This is a genomic window from Mucilaginibacter sp. SJ (genome assembly GCF_028993635.1).
In the GTDB taxonomy this organism is placed as follows: domain Bacteria; phylum Bacteroidota; class Bacteroidia; order Sphingobacteriales; family Sphingobacteriaceae; genus Mucilaginibacter.
Window position 1 is genome coordinate 225,599 of sequence record NZ_CP118631.1, and the last position, 13,161, is coordinate 238,759.

A 13,161-nucleotide genomic window follows, 5' to 3' on the forward strand; every position below is an offset into this window, starting at 1 on the left:
GACTGCGATTGTCTTAGATAACATAGGTGACCGGGTTAATTAAAAAGCTGCAGGGCAGATGTGCCATATGAAAAATCTATAGTTGGTTTAAACCAAGCGACGGATAACCTCAGGATTATCGATATTACATTGAACCGGTAGGGTTGGACAGATGGCAGACTTACGAATTACCTGATGATTCTGCCTGGGGAAGCGAAAAATAAAAAGTTGATCCCTTATCCAATTCACTTTCCGCCCATATCTCACCGCCATGTCGTTTAATAATTTCGGCACTGAGATAAAGGCCGATACCGAAACCGGAAATATGGCGCGTATGATTGGTTTCAACACGATAATAGCGGTCGAAAATGTAGCTGAGATCTTCGGGCTTTATGCCCATGCCTTCATCTTTTACACGCACTGTTACCATCATATTGCCATTGAGTTTACAACTGATATCGATCAGGCGGCCTTTGGGCGAGTATTTTACGGCATTACTGATAAGGTTGGAAATGACGGAAATGATCTTATCCCGGTCGGCGTTAACCGTGAGCTTGCTACATTCTTTAAGGCTGAAGATATGGCTTGTAACGGTCAGCCGGGTTTCCTCCAATATTTCCTGCAGTAATTGCCCCAGATCGAACGGCTGTTTCTCAATTAATAATTTACCGGCTTCGAGGCGCGAAATATTAAGGAAACTGTTGATCATAGAGGCCATCCGCCTGGCTTGCTGATTTGCTTTCTCCATCGCGTCGGAAAGAAATTGATCCTCACTCTGCGCCAATTTCTTTTGCGTAACCTGTATAATGGCGGCTAACGAAGTCAGCGGTGTTTTCAGTTCATGGCTCACCATGCCGATAAAGTCATTTTTGCGTTGTTCTTCCTGCTTTTTATCGGTGATATCGCGCGCGATCTTGGATAAGCCGATTATTTTCCCCTGCTTATCCATAACAGGAGAGATGGTCAGCGAAACATCCAGTAATCGCCCATCTTTGGTTTGTCTCCTGGTTTCAAAATGATCGACCCGTTCGCCTGTAATTAACCTGGAAAGGATGTGCGGTTCCTCGTTTTGCCGGTCTTCGGGAATGATCTTATAAATTGTTTGCCCTATCATTTCCTCCGCTGTGTAGCCAAACATTCGTTCGGCCGCGGCATTCCAACTGGTGACCACACTTTCCAGCGTTTTGCTTACAATGGCGTCATCCGACGTTTCAACGATCGCGGCAAGCTTTGCACTTTTTTCTTCGGCCTGTTTGATCTCGGTAATGTCCAGGGTTATGATAAGCCCGGACTCTACAATGTTGTCGTCATTTTTAAGCGGCACAAAATGGATAAGATAAAATTCTCCCGTTTCGGCCTTTCGCTCTATAGAAAACTTTTCGCCGGATAAAACCCTTTCATATAAATGCCTGGAAGCTTCGTAGCGTTCGGGCGAAATCTCTGACGGATGCTTGCCTTCATAGTCGCGCCGGTCATAACCCATCTTTTCCATAATATCGCCTTCAATGGCCATATACCGGTGGTTCCGGTCAACGACAAGGATCAGCGAACCTGGAATGTTCAGTGCAATCGAGCGGAAAAGTTTTTCACTCCGCCGGAGATTTTCCTGGGTTTTCAGCAGTTCTTCGTTGGTAGTGGCCAACTCTTCATTAGCAGCAGCCAGCTCTTCGTTGGCCGCGGCATACTCCTCATTGGTAGCGGCCAGCTCTTCGTTGATGGCTGCCAGTTCCTCGTCCAGCGCCTCTTTGGTGTTTTCTAATATCCATATGGCTATGTGAGTAACCTTGCCCTTATTGTTTTTTACGGGCTTATAAACAAAGGTAACGGGTACAATCTCTTTCTTCCCATTAAGCATTTGTATCATCGTTCCTTTATCATCCTGGTGCTGCCTGCCTTCTACTGCCATTTTCAGTGCCGACTCATCACCGGGTTTTGCAAGGGTAAAGATTTCCCGGTAAGATTTCCCCGCCAGGTCTTCAGCCTGTTTATTGATCAGCTTTAACAAATGAATATTAGCTGTTTCAATGGTCATACTTTCCGCATGAAGTATACAAATGCCCACAGGTGCGTGGAGCATGATCGAATATAAATCTTCCTCGCCGGCTATCTGCATATAAGTAATAAGTAATTTCTTATGGATAAATATAAGTTAAATACAAATTAAGGAGATTAAAAAATATTTAATTTACATGTTATAAAAATTGGCAGGCTATTGGTATTGGGTTTCTTAACGCGAGGCAGCTTTACTGACAGTGCCTTATTTTTTAGGCACCTGGCCGCTCGGTGGCACATTGCCTTTCGATGTGGTATCTCCGCTCAAGGAATCCTGAAGGTGTTGTTTCCTTGTACTGTTTATAGTGCTTGTGTCGGAGATGGATGGTCCGCCGCCCCTGTTTACACTGCTGCTATCGGTAGAGCCGCCTATTTTTCTATTTCGATCGGCAGGATTACAGCCGGTGGTGACGTAGAGCAACAGGGCGACTGCAATAATTAGAATTGTTGTTTTCATGATGATGCTATTATAACATTTTAAAAAAGAAGGTGATTGTCTTTTACTGCTAAACAGTCCTGTCTGCCCGGAAGATGATAACTGATGTTGTGCTTGTATTTACTTTTGACCGATACTACCTTATCCGTTTACTACTTCGCCGCCGTTCACATGGATTACCTGGCCTGTAATAAAAGAAGAGTCGTCTGAAGCCAGGAAAACATAGGCGGGCCCAAGCTCAGAAGGCTGTCCGGCACGTTTCATAGCCGTTTCACTGCCAAACTTTTTGATCTTTTCTTCGTCGAAGGTGGATACAATAAGCGGTGTCCAGACAGGTCCGGGCGCTACGGCGTTAACTCGGATCCCTTTTTCTGTCAGGTTGGTAGCCAGCGACCGCGTGAAGGTGGTGATAGCGCCTTTAGTTGATGAGTAATCAATAAGCGAGGGGGAAGAACGGTAGGCCGTTACCGAGGTGGTATTGATAATGCAATCGCCTGCATGCATATGATCTAATGCAGCTTCTGCAAAATAAAAATAGGCAAATATATTGGTGCGGAAGGTAACATCCAGTTGCCCGGGGTCAATCGCCCTAACGTCTTTTTGCGGAAACTGCATACCTGCATTATTCACCAGGATATTCAGCTTGCCAAATTCTTTTATAGTTTGTTGTACCGCGTGTTTGCAAAAGGCGGGGTCTTTTACGTCTCCTTTAATGAGCAGGCATTGCTGACCTGTTAATTCAACCAGGTCCTTTGTGATTTCGGCATCTTCATCCTCATCCAGGTAAACAATGGCCACATTGGCACCTTCCTGCGCAAAATGTACACTTACCGCGCGGCCAATCCCACTGTCGCCTCCGGTAATCAGGGCTATTTTTCCCTGCAATTTGCCGGCAGCTTTATAGTTGTCTTTAATGTATTCCGGAGCCGGATGCATCTTTGCTTCAATGCCTGGCTGCCTGTCCTGTTTTTGCGGTGTTTGTTCTTTGGTTATCATAGATTCTTAAAAAAAGTGTTGTTGTTAAGTTGACTAAATTAGGCCGGGGCGCCGACTCTTATTGGAAGTCGTTTAATTAAATAATGATTTTTTTTCTTAAATGTTTATAATATTAAAAAAATTGGAAAATTTTGTGTAAGCACGGGAGTGCATGAAAATGTCTAAAGGAGTTTACTCCCGGTTTAAAGAACCCGGGAAAAATTTTCAGTGAACAGATAATTTGTGAGATCTACAGAAATAATTCAGCCGACTAACGATGACCGCAGATGCCAGGGCAACTGTTTAGTACAAGCCGTCATCAGCAGGATGACGGCTTGTAGCATTATTTTTTTAAGTATTTCAGACCCTGTTATTATTATCAGGATAACTACTCCATTGCGCCACGCCTTCGGGTTCAGAGTCCTTCACTTCGGTGCTTTTTTCCTGGCTCATTTGCTTATTCAGCTTTTCGGCCTGTTTAAGTTCCCTCGCCTTATCATCTTCCAGTTGGGTGAGGCCCTGTGTTTCCCTGACGTGCTTTACCGGGTCAGCTATGTAAATGAATTCTTTTTCCAAATCGGGCATTTCGCCCTCGTTCCACGGTCCGTGAACGTCGGCACCATTAGACATATTGAAATACTGCTGTGTAAAGCGTGGATCGGCTGCCAATACCCCTGGTGGAAAGTTCGGCTGGATATCGTTTAAAGCCGCTTCGAACATCTTGTAATGCGCCACTTCACGGGTCATCAGGAAGGACAATGTTTCGTGAATGTAAGGATCATTGGTAAACTTCATCAGGTGTTCATAAACCAGCTTGGCGCGTGACTCTGAGGCAAGGTTACTGCGAAGATCGACGGTCAGGTCGCCATTTGAATGAATATAACTTGCACACCATGGTATGCCCTGGCTGTTGCGGGGCGTAACACCGCCGCCTGTAATAACGCCAAACTGTGGATTGGCGAATACTGCCTGGTGAATTATATCTTCTTTGGCAGCTTTACCATTCAAAACCTGCATGATCTCGGAACTGTCGGCAGCATTCTTAAGTTCGCCATTAACGCCTTTGAGGAGCATTTGAATAGTGGCGCCCACAATTTCAAGGTGACTGAATTCCTCCGTGGCGATATCCATCAGCATATCATATTTGTCAGGGTATGGCACCTTGGCACCAAAGGCTTGGGTGAAGTATTGCATGGCTGCGGCCAGTTCGCCATTCTCTCCGCCAAACTGTTCCAGTAATAAATTGGCAAACTGTGGGTCGGGGCGCGATACGCGCGCGTTAAATTGTAGTTCTTTTACATGGTGAAACATAACATTTGATTTTGGTAGATAGTGTTATGATACAACCATGGGTAGCGTTTTATGTTTTATAATTTAATTAATTTATTTAATAGGAAAATAAAAGTGATCTATTTTACCAATTATTAATATGACTACTGTTTCAATAAACTACAAAATTTGAGCATCGATTGCGGAGTAATGCTCCAGTTAGGGGCTTTAATATCACCCCAGGCTTTGGGGTTGTCGTATAAATTAAAGTAGCAAACGCCAAAAATATGAGGGTTCGCATTTATTGTTTCAGCGGCATCGGCAAGCCATTTGTCCTGAAAGCTTTCTGATCCCTTTACACCGAATTCGGTTATGAACAAAGGCTTATCAAGAAACCTCATCCGAAAATATTTTCGGTTAAATATGGTGCTGAAGGCTTCCTGCTTATCCTGATCGGTAATGTTTTTATCCGGCAAACCGTAAATGGCTATACTGATATAATCTACTACATCGCTTCCGGGCCAAAAATCCGCCGAGCCCCGGTCGCCGGCAGGTCCCCAAACCTTTCTGACATTTTTGCCCGGCCCTCCGTCAAACTGCATAAAATATCTGAAGGCATTGATGTAGTTAACCGCATCCTGACTTTGCCACTTGTACCGGTGGATCGGGATCTCCATTTCATGCATCCATCTGAGATAAACGATATTCTGTGTGGCAGAAATTATATTAAATAGTTTTTTGATCTGCTTGTTATAACGGCCGTTTAAAATACTTTCCATGACAGCAGTATCCGGTATTCCGCTGGTGTCACGCCATGGTTCCATGGTTACAATAACATCATGGTGACGGCTAATGACCTCCGAGAATTTTTTCTCAAAATCGCCTCTTTCAACTTCGCCCCAATCTGTAAAAAGATGTTCTACACTAATTCTTGGTTGATTGAGCAGTTTTTTATTTGGATCAAATACCCCAATCTTGAGCGAGGTCCTTACCGGCTTTTTAGCGGCACTATCCGCGTAGTTGTCGGCACTGTATACGGTATTCCGGTATTTTGTAAAGTAGTCTTTTTGTTCGTTTAGGCAACTGTATTTAAAAGGTGTTTTTCCGGTATTATTATCTATGATCAATACAGGTTTGTCTATAAACCTTAAGCGATGGAGCTTATGTTTTAACATATCAGAAACCGTACTATCTTTTGGATAAAAGTTAGTGCTATCTTCGGATTTGCTTCCAAGTGTTATACTTACATAATCAACGGTCTTATTTCCGGGCCAATATTCGGTATCGCCGGGATAACCAGACGGCCCCCAGATGATTTGTGCCTTTGGGGCAATCATTTTAATTTTTTTTGAAAAATAATTAAATGAAGTAATATAGTCTTTGGGCGATTTATATTGCCAGGGAAATACACTGGCCGGTACTTCCATGTCAGGATTCCAGCGGATAAAAACCTGATGGCGACTTTTTGCCGCCAAAACAGCCAGTTCATGGATCTGCTTATCAAAACCGCCGTTAAGCACTTCAGTTAAAACGTTGTTTTTATAATCTACACCTTTAAGCCAGGTTTCTACGGTGATTAATACATCATTGTTAGCCAAAGCTGTTTCCACATTGCCCCGGCTTGATCTGATAGCTGTATTTTTAAACACTGTAGTATAACAAATAATGGGTTTGGCCGGCAAGGTATCACTTAAATTCCTGCGGTTAAATATGCCAACCACCTGTTCGTTGCTGCGATAGTAGTCATTTGTAAAATAATCACTGCGAAAGAGTTTAATGCCCCAAAAGGATATAACGAAGATTATACCTAAACTGATCGCTAAATAAATCTTTACGGACTTTTTTTTCATTGACGATTAATTTTGAGGAGGGGTATTTAATGTTGCGTAGTCAACAGTTACATTATCGCCATCGGTTGCAACAAGGTACAGCCTGTATCTGTCATCATTTTTAGGGATCGTAACGTATACATCCGGACTGCTTCCCACCTTTTTCATGCCGGTAGCATTACCCCAATTGTCTGTTTTGACAAGATACCATTCAAATTTCAACCCGGTTTTTAAATACGCGGCGATGTTCCAGTGACCGTAGGAAAATACCAGGGCGTTATAGCGCAGGGATGCCCCCGGAGTAGTTGTTAATGCAGGTTTTAGTATTTTAATATCGGGCAAATTATTGACAGGTGTATTGCCATTCCAGTTCCTGCTTATTTTATAAAGGTAACGTTTATTCCTGCCCCATACGTCTTTTAAACCGTTAAACGTGACAGCAGTGCCGCTTTGTTGATCCTGCCAGTTAGCGTAAAAAATTCCGCCGGAATGCTGTACACCTTCGAGTGCACCGGGATCAGTGCAACTGAAAAAATAAGGCGTTTTAAAATCACGGCTAACATATTTCAATGACCGTTTATTATCAACAATTACTCCGAAAGCATCAATTGCCGGTATTTGCCCCTTTAATATTTGCATAGCAGGGTTAAGTGTGGGAGAGGATAAAAGGTCGATGGTTAATGGCCTTGTTGGGTCCTCATGTTTAATTTCATTTATCAAACGTTTTAACAAATTGATATAATGCTGTTGGGCCTGGTACAACTGTGGCCCATGATAAAATTGGGATAGCTGTTGGTAAGTACTATTGCCTAAGTTCCAGGCACTGATGTTAGGGTTTGATTTATTTTTATTTATGGTGTTAAGGATGATATTGAATTGCTCGTGCAGGTAGGTGGTATCATTAATGAAGCTTGATGGGGCAGGCACCCAGAAACTATAATTAATTTTTAAGCCCTTTTGTGCCGCTGCTTCAAAAATTGAGTGATCGTAAATATTGGGCCCATATATTTTTATGGTATTTATTCCCGCTTTTCTAATGTCTTCAAAATCATTAACTATCATTTTTTTGGTGAGTGGAGCTATGTTCTTGTACCAGTAATTTCCCTTAGAGTAGATTACGCCTTTTACTGAAGAAAAAAATGAAGGGTTTACTGATAAACGTTTTTGACCGGTGACTGGATCTTGTTCAATAATATTTTTCGAAGTATCGGATAATGCTTTCGAAACGCTATTGTAAAGTCGCGATTGCCTGATCAGTTGGGATAACCCGGTAGTATCTGATGAAGAGATGAACTCGGCAAAAGACTTTTTGCTGACTTCATTCTTTGCATCGAAACTACGCGTAACATTAAAGCTTGCATCTTCATCCGATTCCTGAGACGCATATATGCAGATGCCAACCACTAATATGCTAAGTATCAGGCTAACTTTCCTTACACCGGAATATATCTTTCTTCTTAACAGCCAAAAAAATATTTTAACATGATGCACTTTTGAAACGACCGTAAATAACGTTGCATGTTTATCCAGGTAAGCCTGAAATTTAAGTTCTGAACTCGCGATAAGCATAAATATCATGAACAAACAATTCAGGCCAACGATGCCGGACATGAAAAGCGTATAGGGATTCCAGTCGTTGTAAAGGCCGTAAATAATAGCTGCGATGGATACAGCCAACACCACAATATTGGGTAAGTTGTTTTTTAAGTTTTTTTCATCTTTGATATCCTTGGGGGTAGCTATGTACGGAACATTCTTCCTGATAATAGTATAGATAAAACCTAATATAAAAACCCACCATGTACCTATGAGCAGCAATCCCCCAACTACGTGAAATCCCCGTTCATTATCCTCCATTACCCATTGCTGAACAAAATGCCTGATCAGAACAACTGACGTTATAAAAGGAACACTGATAACTAAAAACTCAGAAAAGTCCATCCTTAACGGGAAAGCATCGGTGAACAGGGATATGACCGGAATTGAAAAATTAATAAGAAATACAAAACCAGATAAGTAAAACAGAGGTAAAAGACCGTAATGAAGTTTCTGCCGCCAGTTGAATTTTCTGAAAAGTTTAACATAGGAGGTCACCAGAAGCTCAAAAACCCCCCGCGACCATTTCAATTGTTGCTTATAATAAGCTGACAAAGTAGCCGGAACCAGGCCTCGGGTCAACACAGCGGGTACATAAACGGATTTCCAATTGCGCGCATGGAGCTGCATTGCGGTATGCATATCTTCAGCCAGCCCGGCGGCGTGTCCGCCAATAGATTCCAACGCTGTTCGTCTGAAAGTACAATTGGCGCCTATAGCCTGGACAGTTCCATAACTGTTCATGCACATCATCATCGGGCCGTAAAACTGATAGGTTTGTTGTGCCGCGCCTTTAGCTATCCATCCAATGTCGTGATTGTAATAGGCCTGCACAATTTGCACATAACCAATTTCCGGGTTATCAAAATGAGCTATTATCGGATCCAGAAATTCGGGTACGGGTATATGGTCAGGATCAAGAATTACACATAGTTCGCCTGATGACTGGGCTAACGCGTTATTAATATTGCCGGCTTTGGCGTTGATCTTTTTAGTTCTTGTTATGTGATGAACACCCAGTTCTTTACAAACTGATTTCAGGTAAGGATCATCGGCCTCGTCACATAAAAAGGTTTCGTGAGGATAACGTATAGCCTGAATTGCAGTAAGTGTTTCAACAATCATTTCATATGGTTCACCGGCGCAAAACGTGGTAAATATGTCTACCGTATATTGTTTCGTTATGGGTAAAGCAGGCGGAACGCTTATTGACCAATAATGATACCACTCATATATTACCTTAAAAAAGGTATAAACAAAGGTTGATATTAATAGCCAATATAGTGGCCGATAACCAATAACTGATTTTCTGAGCAGGCTATGTATTAAAAAAAACATACAAAGCAAACCAATGATGATCATCAGCCTTAAATAGAATAATTGCCGTTTGGAAGGTGGTTTTATAGTATTGTTCATGGATTCTTTAATACATAAAAGGGAGTGTTTGAGGTAGCAAACGAGCCCTTTTGATCATATACATAAACCAATAAGCGATAAGGGCCTTCTGTGGCGGGTACTTTAAACTTCAAGTCCGGTCCGCTATGCCCGATTATTAAATTTTTAATCTCCTTTGGTTTCTTTTGGTTAAAAGCGCCATTGGGTTTGAACCAATCCTCCGCAAATATTTTCCATTGAAATGTTAAGCCGGTGGTATCAGGATCTTCAAGATACACTTTGCTGTTTATTGTTATGCCAGGCTTAAATAAGATATTGTCCCTGGCACCTTTTCCATCTACCAGCATATATTTCAATGCAGGGGCCTTCTTAGGCGCTTTTTGGCCTGTCCAGATATAATGCATCACCTGAACGGCCCCGGTTTCAGCGCCATTCTCGTCAAACAGACTGAACCAGGTTGGCGTTAGTTCCTGTTTTTGACCCCAGTAAAATACCATCGACCCCAGAAACCTGGAATTATTAACCGGCATATACTTTTCATAGGTTGAAAGATATTGCTCCGCCTTTTTTGTGCTGGTATTTTCAATATAAGCCCCCCAGGCATTTTGATTGTCCGCGACCCAGGGCCCTTCAATTCCCCATTCTGTTATTAAGAATGGGCCATCCCAAAACCATTTGAAATTCTGTAAGTCTTCATTTAATGTTTGGATCGAACCAAAAACATTGAACGAAATGAAGTCGATTTTTGTCCGTAGCTTAATATTGACAATGTTTTTCTTTTGAAAGGACATAATGGTTGTGGTAACCGGATGCTGCGGATCGTCCCGGTGGATCATATCAACCACATCATTAAATATCGTATAAAACTGATGGTATTTTGGTTTGTAAGGGAACGCAAGCTCATTGCCCACGCACCAACTCAAAAGCGCGGGGTGATGCTTAAACCTATTTACAATACCGGCAATCCTTCCCACATGGGCACTGGCCTCCTGGGTTTTATAAAAGTTATCTATACTTTCGCTTGGAGGCATTGGCAAACCTGCTATTACAGCTAAATGATGTGCCTGAGCCGAATCTAAAATACTTCCTAAGTTTAAGGTATCCCAAACCCTTATCGTATTGCCTCCGGCTTCGTTCAATCGTTTTAAGTTTGTAAAACCGGAAGCCCCTTTTACGAAAAACGGCTCACCATTACGATACAGTGAATATTTGCCATTCTTGTTTTTGATGTAAACTCCATTTTTATTGACATTATGAGGTTGTGATCGATTACAAGATAAAGAGAAAAGGCAAAGTATCAGGCAGCTAATAATTAATCGTAAAAGAGGACATCTCATAAATAGTAGTTCGGTTCATTTAAAAAAGCAAACGATATTTTTATAGTCATATATAAAACTCTTCGTCTTTGAATAAAAGAAATTCCAAAGCAGGTTTCGGTTCATGTTGCGAATATTCAAAAAATCATGTAAATATTGACTGTATACGGAAAGTATAATTAATAGTTTATATGTAGATCAGGAATTAAGAGCAGGAGTGGAGCAGAGAGCAGATACACTTTACCGTTGGTTTGTTTGGAGTCCATTTGCAGGATAAATTACCTGAATTTATCGAACGGATAAGGCGACAAGAAAATGATGTTTGTACCCTCCATACCTAAAATCATGTTAGGCTTTCTTAAAACCGTGCTCTACCGCCCAGGCATTATTTAAATAACATATAGTACAGGCAAAGCATCGCTGAAACTTGTTTCAAACAGCCCCTCAGATGTTTCAACGCCACGGTTATCTGGTTTTCAACTGTTCGTTTGGATATTCCTAAGCGGGCGGCAATTTCCTGGTTACTCAGGTTTTCCATGCGGCTCATGTAAAATATTTCCTGGCAGCGCTTGGGCAACTTCTCCAGGTAATAACTCAGTTCCTGTAACAACTCCTGGTTTTTGATCCGGAAGTCACCCTGGTTGTAGTCGGGGAAAATGCCTGCTTCCAGATTATCCAACTCCAGAATTACGGGGCGCTTCGCTGCACGCACGCGATTATAAACCTGGTAGCGGATGGCCGAGAGCAAAAAATTGGGGACAGATTCTATTTCCAGTCGACGCCGGCGATCCCAAATATTCAGGAAAACATCATGTACCGCTTCTTCACTATTTTCACGGTCTTTCAGGTACCGGAGGGCAGTCTTATATAATCTTACCCAATACCGGTCAAAAAGTAGGGCGAACGCGTGCTCATCGTCATTACGTACGGCAAGCCACAGCTCCTGATCACTAATATGAGAATTGTACATACAATTGGTTGGATAAAATTAGGAAAAGCCGATCAAACTTATTCAACATTTAAGCCCGGGCGGGAAAAAAAGTTAAAAATGTATGTGTGTGCCGGCATAAAATTTACACTAACACCATATAAACCTGCAATTGCAACCTGATGATAACTAAAAACGAGTTCCTTGCGCTGTATGAAAAATATATGAGCGGCCAATGTACCGATGCTGAAAAACAGCTATTGGATACATACCGCGATGAAATGCAGTTAGCCGACGAGGTTTGGGATAATGAAGAGGTTAGTGAAGCCGATGTACATGCGCGGATTTGGAAAAAATTAAGTGAAAGCAGGCAAAAGGCTATTATCATAAAACCTCTTAAACAAACGAGCTACAAATGGCTATGGGTGGCTGCTTCATTAGTTGCTATAGCTGTATTGGCTGGCTTGCTGTTTATACCTGTTAAAAAGGATAATACCACAGGTACAATGGCTAAGAATACTAAAACAACCATATTACCCGGAAGCAACAAGGCGTATCTTACGTTGGCTAATGGCAACAAGATAGTACTTGATGACGCCAAAAATGGCCAGCTGGCGGCTGGGGCGGGCGTAAAAGTAAGTAAAGCAGCCAACGGCGTAGTGGTTTATAAATTTGACAAAAAAAACGGGGAACAAGCACATGAGGGCGTCCCACAGATCAATACCATTACCACACCCCGTGGTGGCCAATACCAGGTTATATTGGAAGATGGCACCAAAGTACAGCTCAATGCAGCTTCATCAATCAAATTCCCGGAGTATTTTACCGGGGCCAACCGTGAAATTGAATTGAATGGCGAAGCTTATTTTGAGGTAGCGAAAGATAAAGCCCATCCATTTATAGTTAAAGCCAACAGTACGCGTGTGCAGGTTTTGGGCACTCATTTTAATATTAACGCATATAGCGATAATCCCGATATCACCACAACCCTGCTGGAGGGCTCAGTTAAAATGAGTAAAGGAGCGGTTGCTGTAATGCTTTTGCCGGGACAACAGGGAGCCGTAAACCAAAACAGCTCGTCAATAAAAGTGAGCCGGGCCGATGTTGAAGCTAATATGGCCTGGACAAAGGGCTTCTTTGTATTTCATGATCAAAGTATAGTAACTATCATGAAGCAGGTAAGCCGGTGGTATGATGTGGATATTGAGTATCAGGATATCCAGGTTCAGGAAAATGAATTTGGCGGTACTATCTCCAAATACAAGGATATTAAAGAATTGCTTGATAATATCAAGCTTACCGGCAGTATCCACTACAAAATTGAAGGAAGGAGGGTTATCATTATGAAGTAACCTCATACTTACATAATGCTATCCTTAATGAAAT

Annotated in this window: 9 protein-coding genes; 1 reads left to right on the plus strand and 8 read right to left on the minus strand. The window is 42.1% G+C overall.

What is annotated here, in order from left to right:
* Positions 1-160: 160 nt before the first annotated feature.
* The 8 genes from MusilaSJ_RS00875 to MusilaSJ_RS00910 all read right to left on the minus strand — a co-directional run bounded on the left by MusilaSJ_RS00875 (position 161) and on the right by MusilaSJ_RS00910 (position 11,817).
* Positions 161-2,092, minus strand: a complete 1,932-nt coding sequence (locus MusilaSJ_RS00875) for a PAS domain-containing sensor histidine kinase (RefSeq protein WP_274988192.1) — start codon at positions 2,090-2,092, stop codon at positions 161-163.
* A 144-nt stretch (positions 2,093-2,236) separates the two neighbouring features.
* Positions 2,237-2,488 (minus strand): hypothetical protein, encoded by a 252-nt coding sequence (locus tag MusilaSJ_RS00880; RefSeq protein WP_274988193.1) that lies wholly within the window; start codon positions 2,486-2,488, stop codon positions 2,237-2,239.
* A 120-nt stretch (positions 2,489-2,608) separates the two neighbouring features.
* Positions 2,609-3,463: an SDR family oxidoreductase gene (locus MusilaSJ_RS00885; RefSeq protein ID WP_274988194.1), complete on the minus strand. Its 855-nt coding sequence runs from the start codon at positions 3,461-3,463 to the stop codon at positions 2,609-2,611.
* 339 nt (positions 3,464-3,802) lie between these two features.
* The gene (locus MusilaSJ_RS00890; protein WP_274988195.1) at positions 3,803-4,753 is read right to left on the minus strand and encodes a manganese catalase family protein; all 951 of its coding nucleotides are present in this window, start codon (positions 4,751-4,753) and stop codon (positions 3,803-3,805) included.
* Between the two features lie 122 nt (positions 4,754-4,875).
* Positions 4,876-6,561: a glycoside hydrolase family 26 protein gene (locus MusilaSJ_RS00895; protein ID WP_274988196.1), complete on the minus strand. Its 1,686-nt coding sequence runs from the start codon at positions 6,559-6,561 to the stop codon at positions 4,876-4,878.
* Positions 6,562-6,567: 6 nt separating this feature from the next.
* On the minus strand, positions 6,568-9,261 hold the full coding sequence (locus tag MusilaSJ_RS00900; protein ID WP_274988197.1) for a glycosyltransferase family 2 protein: 2,694 nt from the start codon (positions 9,259-9,261) through the stop codon (positions 6,568-6,570).
* Positions 9,262-9,548: 287 nt separating this feature from the next.
* Complete coding sequence (locus MusilaSJ_RS00905) at positions 9,549-10,670, minus strand: glycoside hydrolase family 2 TIM barrel-domain containing protein (protein ID WP_274988198.1); 1,122 nt, start codon at positions 10,668-10,670, stop codon at positions 9,549-9,551.
* 562 nt (positions 10,671-11,232) lie between these two features.
* A complete protein-coding gene (locus MusilaSJ_RS00910) occupies positions 11,233-11,817 on the minus strand; it encodes an RNA polymerase sigma factor (RefSeq protein WP_274988199.1) in 585 nt (194 codons plus the stop codon).
* Positions 11,818-11,957: 140 nt separating this feature from the next.
* On the opposite strand from MusilaSJ_RS00910, the gene MusilaSJ_RS00915 reads away from it, so the two are divergent.
* On the plus strand, positions 11,958-13,127 hold the full coding sequence (locus MusilaSJ_RS00915; RefSeq protein WP_274988200.1) for a FecR family protein: 1,170 nt from the start codon (positions 11,958-11,960) through the stop codon (positions 13,125-13,127).
* Positions 13,128-13,161 lie beyond the last annotated feature (34 nt).

Excerpts from the sequence above, each read along its gene's own strand:
- MusilaSJ_RS00875 (WP_274988192.1), bottom strand. The coding sequence starts at position 2,092 with ATGCAGATAGCCGGCGAGGAAGATTTATATTCGATCATGCTCCACGCA.
- MusilaSJ_RS00880 (WP_274988193.1), bottom strand. The coding sequence starts at position 2,488 with ATGAAAACAACAATTCTAATTATTGCAGTCGCCCTGTTGCTCTACGTC.
- MusilaSJ_RS00885 (WP_274988194.1), bottom strand. The coding sequence starts at position 3,463 with ATGATAACCAAAGAACAAACACCGCAAAAACAGGACAGGCAGCCAGGC.
- MusilaSJ_RS00890 (WP_274988195.1), bottom strand. The coding sequence starts at position 4,753 with ATGTTTCACCATGTAAAAGAACTACAATTTAACGCGCGCGTATCGCGC.
- MusilaSJ_RS00895 (WP_274988196.1), bottom strand. The coding sequence starts at position 6,561 with ATGAAAAAAAAGTCCGTAAAGATTTATTTAGCGATCAGTTTAGGTATA.
- MusilaSJ_RS00900 (WP_274988197.1), bottom strand. The coding sequence starts at position 9,261 with ATGATTGTTGAAACACTTACTGCAATTCAGGCTATACGTTATCCTCAC.
- MusilaSJ_RS00910 (WP_274988199.1), bottom strand. The coding sequence starts at position 11,817 with ATGTACAATTCTCATATTAGTGATCAGGAGCTGTGGCTTGCCGTACGT.
- MusilaSJ_RS00915 (WP_274988200.1), top strand. The coding sequence starts at position 11,958 with ATGATAACTAAAAACGAGTTCCTTGCGCTGTATGAAAAATATATGAGC.